Raw genomic sequence first — 15,863 nt, forward strand, 5'->3', positions numbered from 1 at the left:
ATGAGCGTCATTAACAACGCCTTGTCTGAATTGGCAAAGAAAAAATCAGCGACTTCGATTGAAGCGGCAGTCGTACCTAAAGTAAAAACACGTTCCCCATTGGTTTGGGTCACAACAGGTTTTACTCTGAGTTTAGCAATGGGCGGTTGGGCGATATCGCAAGGTCCAGTGATTGAGCAGCCTATTGTTGAACAGTCAATCTCAACTCGAGATTTACAGGTTCAGGTTTCTGTCGTTGATGATTCAAATGGTATTCAGGAAGCAGTTCAACCTATCTCATCACCAACTACGAAATTGGTGACACTAGACACTGCCAGCTTTTCAACAGAAAACACTGCGATGGTAAAAAGCGTTCAAGCTAAGCCAGTCGTATCTGAACCGGTTGCAGCGTCTATCCCAAAGCCGACAAAACAGCAAGCATCAACGAAATCTCTAAGCGCGCCTCAAACGACTAAGACTGAAATTCCTCAGCCGACTTATGTTGCTAATGTGGCAAAAACAGATTCAGCCTCAGCCTCTATCTCTAATGGGTCAGTAACTTCTGGTGGTTCAGGAAATAACGGAATGTTGATCGAACAGGTTGAGTTAACACCTGCGCAGTTATCTGTGAATGCACAAGGGCGTGCTCAAAAAGCGCTTGATGCGAATGATCTTACTGGTGCTCTGAAAGGCTACACTGAAGCTCTACGTTATACGCCACGAAATGAAGATGTTCGTCAGAAACTCGCGATTCTCTATTTTGGTAAGGGTGATACACGTAAAGCGTACGAGCTTTTTCAGTCAGGGATTAAGCTTAATATTAACAGCGAAAAGCTACGCTTGGGCCTATCTAAGCTTTTGGTTAAAGCAAACCAAGCAGAAGCGGCTTTAAGTCCATTAATACATTTACCGCCGAACCCTACGCAAGATTATCTAGCTATGCGTGCAGCATTGAGTCAAAAGTCTCAGCAAGAAGAAGTGGCCTTGGAAAGTTACCAAAAGTTGGTTGAGATTGATTCAGATAATGCTCGCTGGTGGTTAGGCTTAGCGATCCAGCAAGAACGTCAGCTCGATTTCGTAGCAGCTAAAGCGTCATACCAAGGTGCGTTAACCAGAGTAGGTATCTCATCTCAATCACAAAGCTTTGTGCGTGACAGGTTAAAAATACTCAATGCTTTAGAGGAGAGCGGCGATGCAAATTAGATTAAGAAAAAGGCTTGGTGATTTGCTTGTCGAAGAGGGCATTATCACGGAGACTCAAGTTGAGCAAGCACTGGCTGCTCAGAAAAGCACCGGTCGTAAGCTGGGTGATGCACTGATTGAACTTGGCTTCTTGTCAGAGCAACAGATGTTGAGTTTCTTGTCGCAGCAGTTAGCGATTCCTCTTATTGATCTAAGCCGAGCTGTTGTCGATGTCGAAGCGGTACAGCTTTTACCGGAAGTACATGCTCGTCGCCTTCGTGCATTGGTGATTGGACGCCAAGGTGACACTTTGCGTGTTGCAATGAGCGACCCTGCCGACCTGTTTGCCCAAGAATCTTTGCTTGGTCAGTTAGGAGATTACGCACTTGAATTCGTTGTCGCTCCAGAGAGGCAATTAGTTGATGGCTTCGATCGCTATTACCGAAGAACTAAAGAGATCGCCTCATTTGCTGAGCAGCTTCACGCTGAACACCAAGTTAATGATGCCTTTGATTTCGATATCGCTGAAGAAGACAGTGACGAAGTTACAGTAGTAAAGCTAATTAACTCGTTATTTGAAGATGCAATCCAAGTCGGCGCTTCTGATATCCATATAGAGCCAGACTCAAACGTACTGCGTCTTCGCCAACGTATTGATGGTGTGCTGCATGAAACATTGCTGAACGAAGTGAACATTGCTTCTGCACTTGTACTGCGCTTAAAGCTGATGGCAAACCTCGATATCTCAGAAAAACGTCTTCCTCAAGATGGTCGCTTTAATATCCGTGCTAAAGGTCAGTCGGTTGATATTCGTATGTCGACCATGCCGGTACAGCACGGTGAGTCTGTCGTGATGCGTCTGCTTAACCAATCTGCAGGACTACGTAAACTTGAAGCCTCGGGTATACCGAGCGATCTGTTGGTTCGTCTTCGTCAACAGCTGCGCCGCCCGCACGGTATGATCTTGGTTACTGGGCCGACAGGTTCGGGTAAAACCACCACCCTGTATGGGGCATTAAGTGAGCTCAACGAACCGGGTAAAAAGATCATTACCGCGGAAGATCCGGTGGAATACCGTCTTCCTCGTGTGAACCAAGTTCAGGTAAACCCTAAGATCAATCTCGACTTCTCTACAGTCCTAAGAACCTTCTTGCGTCAGGATCCCGATATCATTCTTATTGGTGAGATGCGTGACCACGAAACGGTTGAGATTGGCTTGAGAGCCGCGTTGACTGGCCACTTAGTATTAAGCACCCTCCATACCAATGATGCGGTAGACAGTGCACTGCGCATGATGGATATGGGAGCACCAGGTTACTTGGTCGCGAGCGCTGTTCGAGCGGTCGTTGCACAGCGATTGGTTCGCAAAGTTTGTACCGATTGTAAGGTTGAGGATGAGTTAGATGAACCTCGTAAGCAATGGCTGAGCGTTCGTTTCCCTAACCAAGTGGGTGTGCCGTTTATGAAAGGCCGTGGCTGTCAGAACTGTAATTTAACCGGTTACCGTGGGCGTATTGGTGTATTTGAAATGTTGGAGCTAGAACAAAACATGATGGATGCACTAAGAGCGAATGATGCAGTTGGTTTTGCTCAAACGGCGAGACAGTCTGAAAACTACAAACCGTTATTGGCTTCTGCGATGGAACTGGCTCTGCAAGGTGTTGTGAGTCTCGATGAGATCATGCATCTTGGCGAAGGTGATGCTTCTGGTGCCACCGACCCAATTTATCTTTAGGGGTAGAGTGATATGCCAACGTATCGTTATGTAGGTCGCAGCTCTGATGGTAGCCAAGTGAGTGGTCAATTGGATGCGAATAACGAAGATCTTGCTGCTGAAAGTTTGATGAGCAAGGGGATCATTCCAACCTCTATCAAACTAGGTAAAAGTGGCGGTTCAGTCTTAGATATGGATGTATCGAGCCTGTTCTCTCCGAGTGTACCTTTAGAGGTGTTGGTTCTGTTTTGTCGACAGTTATACAGCCTAACCAAAGCTGGCGTACCACTATTACGGTCGATGAAAGGACTTACCCAAAACTGTGAAAATAAGCAGTTGAAGGCTGCTCTCGAAGAAGTGGTTGCTGAGCTTACTAATGGTCGAGGGTTAGCGGCATCGATGCAGATGCACCCTAAGGTGTTTAGTCCGCTGTTTGTATCTATGATTGGTGTTGGTGAAAACACGGGTCGTTTAGATCAGGCTCTGCTGCAGTTGGCTGGGTATTATGAGCAAGAAGTTGAGACTCGCAAGCGAATCAAGACTGCGATGCGTTACCCAACGTTTGTGATTAGCTTTATTTTGATTGCGATGTTCATCCTTAACATTAAGGTTATTCCGCAATTCTCTAGTATGTTTGCGCGCTTTGGCGTCGACTTGCCGCTACCGACTCGTATCTTGATTGGTATGTCGGAATTCTTTGTGAATTACTGGGGCTTAATGCTTGGCGTGATCTTTGGCCTTATTTTTGCTTTTAAAGCCTGGGTTAAAACAGACAAAGGCTTGGAGAAGTGGGACCGATTACGCTTAAAAATGCCGGTTATTGGCGGGGTAGTGAATAGAGCACTATTGTCACGCTTCTCACGTACGTTTGCTTTGATGCTAAAAGCGGGCGTGCCACTAAACCAATCGTTAGCTTTATCCGCTGAGGCTTTGGATAACCGTTTTCTAGAGCTTCGAGTTCAAGCAATGAAGTCAGCCATTGAAGCCGGTAGTACGGTCTCATCGACTGCGATCAACAGCGAAATTTTCACACCGCTGGTGATACAAATGATTTCAGTTGGTGAAGAGACGGGTCGTATTGATGAGTTGCTGCTTGAAGTGGCTGATTTTTATGATCGCGAGGTCGATTATGATTTGAAGACTTTAACCGCCAGAATTGAACCGATCTTGTTAACCATCGTTGCGGGCATGGTGCTGATTTTAGCACTAGGTATATTCTTGCCGATGTGGGGAATGTTGGATGCAATCAAAGGCTAGGGGATGCTAAATAACCTACAACGCTCACGTTTTGTTATTTGGACTGTGGTTATTCTTTTTCTTATTGTCGGTGTGCTTTCGGCATTTAAAACGGTAGAAGAAGAAGCGACTAATACGGCATTTATTGTGGCGAGCAAGCGGATTTTAGAACAAGCCAATTTGTTCAAACAGCAGTATTTGTTATCAGGCTCCGAGCAAAACAATGATCCGGAGCACCCCAAAAGTTATAGTCGAACAGGCTGGTTAAAACCGATTCAAGGTACGGAGCGAGACTGTAATTATTGGTTGGATCAATTGTATCCCCAAGGGAGCATTTTAGGGCTAAGATCTCCAAGTGTTGAAGATAAAAGTGATAACATACGGTTTCACTGTAGTTATCATTATACTGATAACTATCAGCTAGATATATTGCTCGAAAAAGAAAGGTTTAGTGTGAAAGCCAATATTTTGGCTTTGTGAAAATATTGACAGTTTTTGTATGGTTTTATACGTGCGCGAATGTATAATGCGCGTTAATAATTAGATGAGTAGGTAGAAAATGCTTAAGAATCAAAAGGGTTTCTCCCTTGTCGAATTAGTGATAGTGATCGTGGTCGTTGGTTTATTGGCGGTTGCTGCATTACCTCGTTTTCTCGATGTAACTGATGAAGCCAAGAAATCAAGCATTGAAGGTGTCGCTGGTGGTTTTGCGACCGCTGTTTTGTCGGCAAGAGCACAGTGGGAAGCAGAAGCAAGACCGTCAGAGAAGATTGGTGTTGAGACATACAATACTGTAAATTATGATGGTGTTGATTTTTGGTTAACAAGATCAAAGAACAGTAGCAACGTCGATACTGACTTTCGAGATGGCTATCCGTGGACTCTGAACAATAATTCGAGCACCGCGCCACAAGATATTTCAGATGAAACATGTTCTGAGTTGATGGAAAACTTGCTGCAAAATCCACCTAAAGTGGGTCCTATCTCGGATGTTGCTAACGACTCAAACTACAAGTATTCAGCGCAAGCAAATTCTGGTGATGCAACCTGTACTTACGTTCAATTGGAAGGTAGTACAGAGCATGAATTTGTTTACGAAATTAAAACTGGTCGTGTGACCGTAACTTTGCAGTAAGTCTGCGTAAAATTAAACATAGAGAGAGCTAAACTATGAAAAGACAAGGCGGTTTCACCCTAATCGAACTAGTGGTTGTAATTGTTATTCTAGGTATTCTTGCTGTAACTGCGGCACCACGTTTCCTAAACCTGCAAGGCGATGCTCGCGCTTCATCTTTGCAAGGCTTAAAAGGTGCCATGTCTGGTGCTGCAGGTATTGTTTATGGTAAAGCAGCAATTGAAGGTGTTGAAACCGCAGTATCTGGTTCTGTAGACGGTATAGCTGTTGCTTATGGTTACCCTGACGCTACTTTAGCTGGTATTGGCTTAGCTGTTGAAGGTTTAACGGCAGATTGGACTAATGATGTTTCAGGTGCAACGTTTGTATCTACATTCAAAGCCGATACTGTTACTGATGCCGCGTCTATTGTAGCAACCAATTGTTATGTTCAATATAATCAAGCGACTAGTACAGCTGTTGGAACAACAGCTTCCGCAGCTGTTGTTGATACTGGTTGTTAATTAAAGCAACAAATAAAAAAGGTCAGCATTGCTGACCTTTTTTCTATCCATAACACACAAATGTCATAACTATTCATATACATAAGATCGTCAGTTTCGTTATCTTGTATAATCAGTATTCGCTAGGCAGTTAGAGGCTCATTATGGATAACAGCCCCACACCCAACGGCTTTACTTTGGTAGAGCTGATCATCGTTATCATTATCCTCGGTATTATTTCAACTTTTGCCGCGAGTCGCTTCGTTGGTACTTCTAGCTATTCCACTTTTACTGCACAAGAACAAGCTATCTCCGTAATTCGCCAAATCCAAGTCAATCGAATGCAATCAAACGTTTCCGCTGCTAGTGACAGCTTTCGTCTTGCTATTAATAGTAATTGTTTAGGCTCTGTGGCCGCGTGTAACTTAAATCTTTCGAATAGCGATCAAAAAACACAGGCCGATGCACGTAGTGATTATGTGCGTGAATCAGATATTTCATTTTCTCCAGCGAATACTGTTATCGACTTTGATTTATTGGGAAATCCTTCAGTAAGCGCTGGAGTGAACATTACGATTAACTCCACCACTTCAAGTAATAGCGCCCAAGTTTGTATTAACTCTCAAGGTTATGTACGTGAGGGAGTGTGCCTATGATTCGTTCTCGTGGTTTTACTCTGATTGAAAGCATTGTTGTGATTATCGTTTTGGGTATTGCGATGGTCACGATTACCAGTTTTTTAGCACCACAAGTGGCAAGTTCAGCCGACCCACAGTATCAAAACCGTTCCGTGGCCTTAGGTCAGAGTTTGATGAACCAAATATTGGCACGTGGTTTTGATGAACACAGTGATTTTGATGGTGGTCTGGTGCGTTGTGGGGATGCAGGTGCGACTGCTTGTTCTGCGCCTAATGAACTTGGTATTGATGGCTTAGAGGCAACGCCCGCAGCTTTTAATGATGTCGATGACTATATCGGTTGTTGGTACACTGATACTACGGAGTCAGCGTGTGTCTCATCAACTAAGTATCCGCTCGCTAATATCCTTGATGAAAATATTGAAGACAGTTATGCCAATTTTCGTGTTGAGGTTTCCGTGTTTTATGATCAAAACATGGACGGTATTAACGATAACGTTATCGGCACGATGAAGCGCGTTGAGTTACAGATCTTTGGTGGTAACAACCGCTATAGCGTGATCGCTTACAAGGGGAACTACTAATGAAGCAACGTGGTTTTACTCTTATAGAAATGATTGTCACGATCGTGGTCGTTGGTGTTATTGGATTAGCGATTGCGGGGTTTGTTGAATATGGCATGAAAGGGTATGTTGAGACTATTGACCGACAAAAGGTACAAGTGAAAGGGCAATTTGTTGTAGAGAAAATGTCGCGAGAGATAAGCCACGCGGTTCCTAACAGTTTTGATTCGAGTATTATGCCTGCTTCGGCTTTTGCTCAAAAATGTCTCACATTTTATGCTATTAAGTACTCAGGCTTTTATCACCTCGATGAAGCGACAGACGAGCTACATTTTATTATCGGCCAGGACTCTCCAATACTTGATGCCGATGACTTTCTAATTATTAACCCAACGAATTACTCTGACTTAGGGGCGGGTTCAACTAAACGGATTTCAGTCTCAGGTTTAGTTTCCACGAATAATGTGTTTACCGCGACCTCTGTTAATCTTAGCAGTCAGTCTATTGCTCAACGCCATTATATTTACGATGAGAGTGCTTCGGTGAGTTACTGTTTGGTGAATGATACCGTTCAGAATCAAGGCCTAATTCAACGCAATGGAGTCACCGTTGCGGATAGTATTAATTATGCTGAAAGTAATTTTCGTTATGAAGAACCAAGCTTACAACGAGGTGGTGTGATTCACGTCGACCTTGTGCTTGAGCAAAACAGTGAAGTAAGTGTTTACCAACAAGATGTGCAGGTACTCAATGCGCCATAGAAAATCATCTCAACAAGGCAGTGTTTTGGTCGTCGCAGTATTTGTTATTGTGGTGATGGGCTTCCTTGCGACTTCTTTAGTACAAGTTCAGTGGTCAAATCACGATACATTGACGCGTAAACAGCTTGGAACGCAGGCTTGGCTATTAGCACATTCAGCGAATGAGTGGGCACTCACTCAAGTTTATCCATTAACGGTGTCGCCTGCGGTTTCAACGAGTGTGAGTACTGTGTGTAGCAACTTAAATGCCAATCAAGTGAGTGGGGGGATGTCGACTATCTGTACCGTCGATCAATTAACTTGCAGTCAGATCGGTGTGTTAGATGGTGTTGGCTTTTTTAAGATTGAATCAACAGCCATTTGTGGTTCAGGTATTAACCAAGTACAGCGTATTCAAGAAGTTTGGGTGAAGGAGTGAGTATGAAAATTTTGGTTGGTCTATTAAGAACACTTAAAAATTATGTTCATTATGATGTTAACTTTTTGAAGCTAAGTGCAATCATGATTGTCTTATGTGGAGCTTCTTTTGTTTCGATAGCTGATGAATTTTCACCTCAACAATGTAATGACCTCAAAAGGCAAGATGGCTTTTCTGTTGCTTTTATTGTGCCAAACCCAAAGACAGTTACAGTAGTACTTGAGTCAAATAAACCAGATGTTGTCTTATGGTCGAGTGTAGCTAGTAGTGTTGCCAAGATAACTGATGAGAGTGTGAGCCCTGGAGAAAGAGTCCTGCTAGTTTACAAACCTATATCTAATAATGGTAAGTATGGACGCTTAATTTACAAGCTTGATACCGGTGCGGGGTATATACAAAAACAGTCATCTCTAATTTGGATTGATGGGGGGAATGGTACTTTACAAGTTTCGGGAGATACTGTTGTCGTTGAGTGTGCCGATGGAGAAGAAGAACCCGACCCGATTCCTGAGTTAGAAGACGTATCTTATGAGTTTGGGTCTATTGAAGGTATGGATTGCACTAATGGTTGTAATTTATTATTCCAAAAACAATACGAGAATCCAGTTGTATTCTTAATGTCGACTATTGATCCTGACAATATCGTTGATAGTGTTCCGACAAAGGCGAGTGTTGCAACGATTTGGAACTCTAAGAAAGGAGCTACTATTGAGAGCGAGTCGATGCCGGGCACTTCAAAATCCGACCGAATGTCACCTATCTACTATTTTGTTACCGAGCCAGGGAAATTAAAATTCTATGACTCTAGTGGTCATGCCGTTTATGGCGAGGCTGGCGTCAAAACAACAGACCTAGCTCAGTGTACAAGTGGATGTGATAGGGCTGATGATTGGGAGGATATTGACTATCAGTTGGGAAGCATTACCGCACCAGTTATCATGGCTCAAGTCCAAGGAAAAGACTCTAAGTGGGCAACTACCGCAATCCAAAGTGTCAATTCAACAGGCTTTGATTTGTCTCTTGAACGTGGTCGTCAAGGACCTCTCAGTTCTGGCTCTAAAGATATCGCTTATCTAGTTGTCCCTGAATTTCATGGCAAAGATGAAGGTTTGCAGTCCAATATCGAGTTTTACCAAGGTTCTAGGGATTATGCCCAATCAAACGAATTACCCAAAACAAAGTCTATCGGCTGGTCATGCGAAAACAATAAAGTGAATTTACATCAGAACTTTTCTAAGTTCGGTGTGATTGTGAATAAGCAAAGTCGAGTAGGCAGTCATGGTGGATGGCTTCGTTATTGTAAGCAATTTGAGGAAGGCGGGAAGCCAACTTTTACTTTCGCGTTTGACGAAGATGTAGAGTCTCTTGGTGACCGTAAGCACGGCAGAGCTGAGTCTATCGGGTATTTTGCGTTTGAAATTCCTGAGGTTGAGATCCCTGTCAACGTATGTAACCTGTTCCCTGAGCCAATCCAAAGTTGGACAGGGGGGAATAGTGAGCTAACCGTAACCAATAATTCGGTTCGTTTTTTAGGTTGGTCAGATGATTATATATCTCGATATCTAAATACTAAGTCTGATGACTACCAGTTCTATGATGATTCCCCGAGTTTGCGTCATGCAATGCAGCAATACTTAATGTTAGGTTTCGATCATGCGAATTATGACACATTAGATAAAATATATAACAACCCTATTTGTGAGGGGCAATACGGTTGCGATCTTGGAAACAATGATTCATTGAATAGTTTGCGTAAAGTCGACGGTGCAAATGTGGTTTCTGTGCCAACGCAAACACCTAGCGATTCACTTATTTTAAACGCTGGTAATGACAATATAGCCCTTTCATGTGGCGCTGGTTCATCGTTATGTTCATATCAAGAAAGTGGGCGAAATGTTGAAGTTACTATAGAGAAAAATCTTGCTAGTTTGACGCTTAATAAGTGGGGTTCTGATTATAATGTTGTTCGAGTGAAGCTTAAGGACGGCATTTATATTTCAAATATAAACATATCAAACGGTAGTGATGTGGAGTTAGTTATCCCTAAGCTCGCTTCAGTAACATTTGGCTCGTTTAAATACAGCTCAGGATCGACTCAATTTATTTTTGAGTCAGGAAGTCAACTCAATGTCATTGATGAAATTCGTTTCTCAAATAGAGTTGAAATATCTTCGGAAGATGCCTATCCAATAATCTATGCACCAGATGCTAAAGTGATCTTTGAAGGAAGTAACTCGATATTTAAAGGGTTTATTCTTGCGGATTACCTTGAATTAAACCAATCCTCAGTCGAAGGTGCAGTAACGGCACGAACGACCCAATTTAATTCTAACGTAACTATTAATAAGCCGGACTACACCTGTCCACTTCCTCCACTTCCAACTGGTTCTCTTGTCGTTACCCCCAAATATTCGCATGTTCTAACTTGTGAGGTCGCTGAAGTTGAGTTTAAAGTCGTAGATGATGATGGCAACGTGATTAGCACCGTTCAAGATAACTTCATTGCATCACATACACCAAATTCTACTGGAAAGTGGTGTGAAGATGAGAATGGAAACAGTTGCTCTACATATTCGGGGGATTACCAAAGTAATTTTGTTAATGGGCAAAAAACTTTGTACTTATCTTCTTCTAAATTAGAGAGTTATGATGTCAGTGGTACTTGGAATGGTGACTTAGAAGCGGCTGTATCACAAATTAACTTTGTACCTTATAAGTTCGATGTTGATGAACAGTTTGTTGTGGCTGGCAAGGGGTACGAAGTGACGGCAAAGGTATCGTCTTGTAATTCGCAGGATTCTGCTTTAGCACAAGATTATGTAGGCACCCCTAAAGTTAGTTTAGGCATCGTTCAACCTGCGAACGGAAATGATGCGATAACCTTATTAAGTTACACGCCTGATTTTGAGGTGAGTGATAACGGTGAAACAACCGACACACTTTCGATTCAAGAGTCAGGTCAGTTCAAAGTAACGTTGATCGACAGCACTTTTGACTGTAGTGAGATGTCGGGTTGCCCCGAGAGTGGTATTGATAAACTTTCAGGTAGTTTCTTGGTTAATTCTCGTCCTTGGCAATTTGCGATTTGTACGGACAGTAATTCTGATGGTAACAGCAGCGGTGGGAATGCGTTTGTTGCTGCGGGGGAAGAGTTTGACGTGTTTGCTAAACCAATTCGATTCTTAAGCAACGCTAACCCTTCGTGTAACAATAACTTAGTAACACAAAACTATTTGCTGTCCTCTGGTGCTGTCGTTGCAACTCATACTCTGGATACACCTAGTAATGATGGTGCAGTACTGGGTAGTTTAGAGCCAACGAATCAACTGACACAATCGAGTTCTGATATAGCATCCGCTGATAATGGCTATAAATTTAAAAACTTAGAATATTCAGAAGCGGGTAGCTTTAACTTCATTGCGACAGAAACTGGGAGTTTTTACGGTTCGATTTTAGGTGGCTTCTCTGGCAGTAAATCGATAGGTCGCTTTTATCCTAAATTCTTTGTTCAAGGTACTCCGGAATGGAATGTCGCGAATCAAAACGACATTGCTTATTTGAGTCAACCTTACGACTCAGCTGTTCATCAAGTGTACCCAATGGCATCAGGTGAAAGCGGTGTCGGCAACGCGCTTAACAATTATCGTTTCTTCCATTCAGACTTACAGGCAGAATTTGGTGTTCTAGATGATACCGCTATCGATAATAGGTTCTTGCTTGATACCGGAGCTGGCACTTGGTCAACTGATCGTAAGCACTGGTTGTTGAGTGATAGTGCCGCTGTTCTTGAGCGAGTTACGGATTCTGATAGTGTTAGTCGCAAGGATAATCCCTTTAATACATCGGATACTAACTCTACCGTTACTCATTTCGGTTTAACGGTAGACGGTGCTGATCCAGTGTCATTTACTGATTCTGATACTTTGACAGACTCTGTAGAGCTTCTGATTCAGCCTCCAGCTCGTTATGGTCGAATGGCGCTCGATGATATTGGTGGCAATTCCGGTTCTACTTTAACGATTCCACTTCGTGCTGAGTTTTGGAATGGCAGTGAGTTTGTTGTGAACGAGGATGATGACCGCAGTACCTTCAATAGGGCTAATACTTGTAAACAAGTTATTTGGCACAGTGAAGGGGTGACAACCACTTTAGCTTCACTTAACGGTAGTGGAAATGTGGATGATGGAGAAGAAGAGGTCACAGCAAATCAAAATACGCCAGCAGGTACAGATTCGCCACGTGAACAAGTCCGTTTGTGGTTAAGAATGGATGACTCGGAGCCAAGTAAGAAGACGGGCGAAAATGACATATCATGTTCTGGTAGCGATCAAGACCAGCCATGGCTGCGTTACAACTGGCGACAGTTGGGGGATGAAGATCCCTCCACCGTCGTCACATTTGGCATCTATCGTGGTAACGATCGTGTGATCTACCGAGGTGAAAGTGGCTTAACAGGTCAGTAATAATATAATTTTTGCCCCTTAAGTTAGGAATCTGTAAGAAATTGCGGGTTTCAGTCCATGTTTGTACTTCAATGCCTTGCCGTAACAGCAAGGCATTGGTACATTTAGTGCAATTTTTGTCTTCTAATTCTTGCAGGATGAGCGAAGAATATGTTTAAAAAACTTCGTGGCATGTTTTCAAACGACCTATCGATTGATTTAGGTACAGCCAATACCCTTATTTATGTAAAAGGCCAAGGCATTGTTCTTGATGAGCCTTCAGTTGTAGCTATTCGCCAAGATCGTGCGGGTTCTGCAAAGAGTGTCGCTGCTGTTGGTCACGCTGCTAAGCAAATGCTTGGTCGTACGCCTGGTAACATCTCAGCGATCCGTCCAATGAAAGACGGTGTAATTGCCGACTTTTACGTAACGGAAAAAATGCTTCAGCACTTCATTAAACAAGTGCATGACAACAGTGTGCTTAAACCAAGCCCTCGCGTTTTGGTTTGTGTTCCTTGTGGTTCTACGCAAGTAGAGCGTCGTGCTATTCGTGAATCAGCATTAGGTGCTGGTGCTCGTGAGGTTTACCTCATCGATGAGCCAATGGCTGCAGCGATTGGTGCTGGCCTACGTGTCTCTGAGCCAACGGGCTCAATGGTTGTTGATATCGGTGGTGGTACTACTGAAGTTGCGGTTATCTCACTAAACGGTGTGGTTTACTCGTCTTCTGTACGTATTGGCGGTGACCGTTTTGATGAAGCGATCATCAACTACGTTCGTCGTAACTACGGCAGCTTGATCGGTGAAGCGACAGCAGAGAAAATCAAACACGAAATCGGTTCAGCTTACCCTGGCGATGAAGTAGAAGAGATCGAAGTACGTGGTCGTAACCTTGCTGAAGGTGTGCCTCGTAGCTTTAGCCTAAACTCAAACGAAATCCTTGAAGCACTTCAAGAGCCTCTATCTGGCATTGTATCTGCAGTAATGGTTGCACTAGAGCAGTGTCCGCCAGAGCTAGCTTCTGATATCTCAGAAAACGGTATGGTACTAACAGGTGGTGGTGCACTGCTTAAAGACCTTGATCGTCTGTTAACAGAAGAAACAGGTATCCCTGTTGTTGTTGCAGAAGAGCCATTAACGTGTGTTGCTCTAGGTGGCGGTAAAGCTCTAGAGATGATCGACATGCACGGCGGCGATCTGTTCAGCGAAGAATAATATCTAGTGTTAGGCTCTTTTATTATCTAGTTTTATGTAAAGAGCCTAGGACCTTGTCTATAGGATCAAATGTAGCTCTAGGACCAAATATAGAATGAAGCCAATTTTTGGTAGAGGTCCCTCTCTACAATTGCGCCTGTTTTTTGCTGTAATTTTATCAGCCAGCCTTATGCTGGCTGATAGTCGTTTAGATGCTTTCTCAAATGTTCGCTATCTATTAAACAGCATGGTTGCGCCTATTCAATATGCAGCCAACTTACCTCGCACTATGTTCGATGGTGTTTACGATCGCTTTAGCACTCGCAAAGGGTTAATTGAATCCAACCATAATATTAAACGAGAAGTCTTGCGTCTTAAGAGCGAGTTGATTCTGCTTGAGCAATATCAAGAGGAAAACAAACGCCTACGTAAGCTGCTAGGATCTCCGTTTATCCGTGATGAGAAGAAAGTCGTCACAGAAGTTATGGCGGTAGACACTTCACCCTATCGTCATCAAGTCGTGATCGATAAAGGTCAGATTGATGGGGTGTACGAAGGTCAACCGGTGATCAACGAAAAAGGCATCGTCGGCCAAGTCGCTTTCGTCGCAGCTCACAACAGTCGTGTTCTACTACTCACCGATGCAAACAATGCGATTCCCGTGCAGGTTATTCGTAATGACATCCGTGTGATTGCTTCGGGCAATGGCATGATTGACGAGATCCAGCTAGAGCACATTCCAACCAGTACTGATATACAGGAAGAAGATCTGTTGGTGACATCGGGTCTTGGTGGGGTGTATCCAGAAGGTTACCCAGTCGCCTATGTTACTGCCGTTGATTACGACCCGAAACGAGAATTCGCCGTTATCAAAGCAGAGCCTGTGGTTGAGTTCGACAAGCTCAGATACTTGCTGCTTGTATGGCCTGATGAAAATAAACAGATGCAAGCGGATCAATCCAGCATAGAACAAGCATTGTTAGAGGATGAAGATGGCCAATAGCGTTTTAAGAAGCAAGGTCGTAATTGGCTGCTCATTTTTAGTAGCCCTTATTCTGCAAACGATCCCTTGGCCTGGTAGCTTAGATCTATTTAGACCATCTTGGTTGCTGCTGGTTACGTGTTACTGGGTTTTGGCTCTGCCACATCGTGTTAACGTAGGTAGTGCTTTGATTCTAGGCTTATTGTGGGACCTTTTGATCGGTTCTACTCTGGGTATTCGAGGTATGATGATGGCGATAGTGATGTACATTATTGCCATGAACTTCCTCGTTATTCGTAACATGGCGCTATGGCAGCAAGCGATGATCATTGCTGCGTTAACGGTGTTGTTTGAGGTATTGATCTTCTTTGGTGAATATTTGATCCAAGATGTCGTTTTCAACCCATTATCGCTATGGAGCGCATTGATAAACTGTATACTTTGGCCTTGGATGTTTTTATTAATGAGACGCGTGCGTCGCCATTGGCATGTGAGGTAGCGTGACGATGGAAAAGAAACATTTAGTTTTGGCATCCGGTTCACCACGCCGCAAAGAATTACTATCGCAACTCGGTTATGAGTTCTCTGTCCTTGTAACCGATGTTGAAGAGTGTAAACACGCTCAAGAAACCGCCGAAGAGTATGTTAAGCGACTATCTTTAGATAAAGCCTTAGCGGCATTGTCTTTATTGAAAGATAACCCTTCTGAAAGGCAGCATGTCGTTCCTAGTTCTGATACTGTAGATAATGGCTCTGAGATAGTCGTTCTTGGTTCTGATACCGTCGTTGTTAGTCAAGGGCAAGTACTTGAGAAGCCTAGCGATTTTTCTGACTCTAAGCGTATGCTTACTCAGTTAGCGAATGAACGTCACCAAGTGATGACGGCGATTTCTGTGGTTTCAGAAGAAAAACAAAGAACAGAAATCATTATTACCGACGTATGGTTTAAACCCCTCAGTGAAAAAGAAATAGAACAATACTGGCAAACAGGGGAGCCATGCGATAAAGCCGGTAGCTATGGGATCCAAGGTTTGGGCGGACGCTTTGTTACCCGAATTGAAGGTAGTTATTACGCCGTTGTCGGCTTACCTTTATTTGAAACGGACCAGCTACTGCAAGAATTCTTATAATTACTAA

15 protein-coding genes are annotated in these 15,863 nt (G+C 43.4%); all 15 read left to right on the plus strand.

Annotated features, from left to right (window positions below):
- The 15 genes from OC193_RS01755 (at position 1) to OC193_RS01825 (ending at position 15,856) form a co-directional block, all read left to right on the plus strand.
- Positions 1-1,182, plus strand: a complete 1,182-nt coding sequence (locus OC193_RS01755) for a tetratricopeptide repeat protein (protein WP_048662723.1) — start codon at positions 1-3, stop codon at positions 1,180-1,182.
- Positions 1,172-2,896 carry a GspE/PulE family protein gene (locus OC193_RS01760; protein ID WP_048657952.1) on the plus strand — a complete coding sequence of 575 codons (1,725 nt, stop codon included), beginning with the start codon at positions 1,172-1,174 and terminating at the stop codon, positions 2,894-2,896. Before OC193_RS01755 ends, OC193_RS01760 begins: the two co-directional genes overlap by 11 nt.
- Positions 2,897-2,908: 12 nt before the next feature.
- Positions 2,909-4,132, plus strand: a complete 1,224-nt coding sequence (locus OC193_RS01765) for a type II secretion system F family protein (protein WP_048657953.1) — start codon at positions 2,909-2,911, stop codon at positions 4,130-4,132.
- Positions 4,133-4,135: 3 nt separating this feature from the next.
- Entirely contained in the window at positions 4,136-4,591 is a 456-nt protein-coding gene (locus tag OC193_RS01770) for a hypothetical protein (RefSeq protein WP_048662724.1), read from the plus strand.
- A gap of 79 nt (positions 4,592-4,670) precedes the next feature.
- Positions 4,671-5,246, plus strand: coding sequence for a prepilin-type N-terminal cleavage/methylation domain-containing protein (locus OC193_RS01775; protein ID WP_048657956.1), 576 nt, complete (start codon positions 4,671-4,673; stop codon positions 5,244-5,246).
- A 35-nt stretch (positions 5,247-5,281) separates the two neighbouring features.
- Positions 5,282-5,749: a prepilin-type N-terminal cleavage/methylation domain-containing protein gene (locus OC193_RS01780; RefSeq protein WP_048662725.1), complete on the plus strand. Its 468-nt coding sequence runs from the start codon at positions 5,282-5,284 to the stop codon at positions 5,747-5,749.
- Positions 5,750-5,892: 143 nt separating this feature from the next.
- Positions 5,893-6,384: a prepilin-type N-terminal cleavage/methylation domain-containing protein gene (locus OC193_RS01785; RefSeq protein WP_048662726.1), complete on the plus strand. Its 492-nt coding sequence runs from the start codon at positions 5,893-5,895 to the stop codon at positions 6,382-6,384.
- The gene (locus tag OC193_RS01790; RefSeq protein WP_048657959.1) at positions 6,381-6,950 is read left to right on the plus strand and encodes a type IV pilus modification PilV family protein; all 570 of its coding nucleotides are present in this window, start codon (positions 6,381-6,383) and stop codon (positions 6,948-6,950) included. Before OC193_RS01785 ends, OC193_RS01790 begins: the two co-directional genes overlap by 4 nt.
- Entirely contained in the window at positions 6,950-7,690 is a 741-nt protein-coding gene (locus OC193_RS01795; protein WP_048662728.1) for a prepilin-type N-terminal cleavage/methylation domain-containing protein, read from the plus strand. Before OC193_RS01790 ends, OC193_RS01795 begins: the two co-directional genes overlap by 1 nt.
- Positions 7,680-8,108, plus strand: coding sequence for a hypothetical protein (locus tag OC193_RS01800; RefSeq protein ID WP_048662729.1), 429 nt, complete (start codon positions 7,680-7,682; stop codon positions 8,106-8,108). The genes OC193_RS01795 and OC193_RS01800 overlap by 11 nt, the downstream gene beginning before the upstream one ends.
- A 2-nt stretch (positions 8,109-8,110) precedes the next feature.
- Positions 8,111-12,571: a DUF6701 domain-containing protein gene (locus tag OC193_RS01805; RefSeq protein WP_048662730.1), complete on the plus strand. Its 4,461-nt coding sequence runs from the start codon at positions 8,111-8,113 to the stop codon at positions 12,569-12,571.
- A gap of 150 nt (positions 12,572-12,721) precedes the next feature.
- The gene (locus OC193_RS01810; RefSeq protein WP_017062957.1) at positions 12,722-13,765 is read left to right on the plus strand and encodes a rod shape-determining protein; all 1,044 of its coding nucleotides are present in this window, start codon (positions 12,722-12,724) and stop codon (positions 13,763-13,765) included.
- A 94-nt stretch (positions 13,766-13,859) separates the two neighbouring features.
- Entirely contained in the window at positions 13,860-14,747 is an 888-nt protein-coding gene (mreC, locus tag OC193_RS01815) for a rod shape-determining protein MreC (RefSeq protein WP_048662731.1), read from the plus strand.
- Positions 14,737-15,225, plus strand: a complete 489-nt coding sequence (gene mreD, locus OC193_RS01820; protein ID WP_004735926.1) for a rod shape-determining protein MreD — start codon at positions 14,737-14,739, stop codon at positions 15,223-15,225. Before mreC ends, mreD begins: the two co-directional genes overlap by 11 nt.
- A 7-nt stretch (positions 15,226-15,232) precedes the next feature.
- Entirely contained in the window at positions 15,233-15,856 is a 624-nt protein-coding gene (locus tag OC193_RS01825; RefSeq protein ID WP_048662732.1) for a Maf family protein, read from the plus strand.
- Positions 15,857-15,863 lie beyond the last annotated feature (7 nt).

Source organism: Vibrio crassostreae, from assembly GCF_024347415.1.
Lineage (GTDB): Bacteria > Pseudomonadota > Gammaproteobacteria > Enterobacterales > Vibrionaceae > Vibrio > Vibrio crassostreae.

Coding starts and splice junctions, on each gene's coding strand:
- OC193_RS01755 (WP_048662723.1), top strand. CDS start 1: ATGAGCGTCATTAACAACGCCTTGTCTGAATTGGCAAAGAAAAAATCA.
- OC193_RS01760 (WP_048657952.1), top strand. CDS start 1,172: ATGCAAATTAGATTAAGAAAAAGGCTTGGTGATTTGCTTGTCGAAGAG.
- OC193_RS01765 (WP_048657953.1), top strand. CDS start 2,909: ATGCCAACGTATCGTTATGTAGGTCGCAGCTCTGATGGTAGCCAAGTG.
- OC193_RS01770 (WP_048662724.1), top strand. CDS start 4,136: ATGCTAAATAACCTACAACGCTCACGTTTTGTTATTTGGACTGTGGTT.
- OC193_RS01775 (WP_048657956.1), top strand. CDS start 4,671: ATGCTTAAGAATCAAAAGGGTTTCTCCCTTGTCGAATTAGTGATAGTG.
- OC193_RS01780 (WP_048662725.1), top strand. CDS start 5,282: ATGAAAAGACAAGGCGGTTTCACCCTAATCGAACTAGTGGTTGTAATT.
- OC193_RS01785 (WP_048662726.1), top strand. CDS start 5,893: ATGGATAACAGCCCCACACCCAACGGCTTTACTTTGGTAGAGCTGATC.
- OC193_RS01790 (WP_048657959.1), top strand. CDS start 6,381: ATGATTCGTTCTCGTGGTTTTACTCTGATTGAAAGCATTGTTGTGATT.
- OC193_RS01795 (WP_048662728.1), top strand. CDS start 6,950: ATGAAGCAACGTGGTTTTACTCTTATAGAAATGATTGTCACGATCGTG.
- OC193_RS01800 (WP_048662729.1), top strand. CDS start 7,680: ATGCGCCATAGAAAATCATCTCAACAAGGCAGTGTTTTGGTCGTCGCA.
- OC193_RS01805 (WP_048662730.1), top strand. CDS start 8,111: ATGAAAATTTTGGTTGGTCTATTAAGAACACTTAAAAATTATGTTCAT.
- OC193_RS01810 (WP_017062957.1), top strand. CDS start 12,722: ATGTTTAAAAAACTTCGTGGCATGTTTTCAAACGACCTATCGATTGAT.
- mreC (WP_048662731.1), top strand. CDS start 13,860: ATGAAGCCAATTTTTGGTAGAGGTCCCTCTCTACAATTGCGCCTGTTT.
- mreD (WP_004735926.1), top strand. CDS start 14,737: ATGGCCAATAGCGTTTTAAGAAGCAAGGTCGTAATTGGCTGCTCATTT.
- OC193_RS01825 (WP_048662732.1), top strand. CDS start 15,233: ATGGAAAAGAAACATTTAGTTTTGGCATCCGGTTCACCACGCCGCAAA.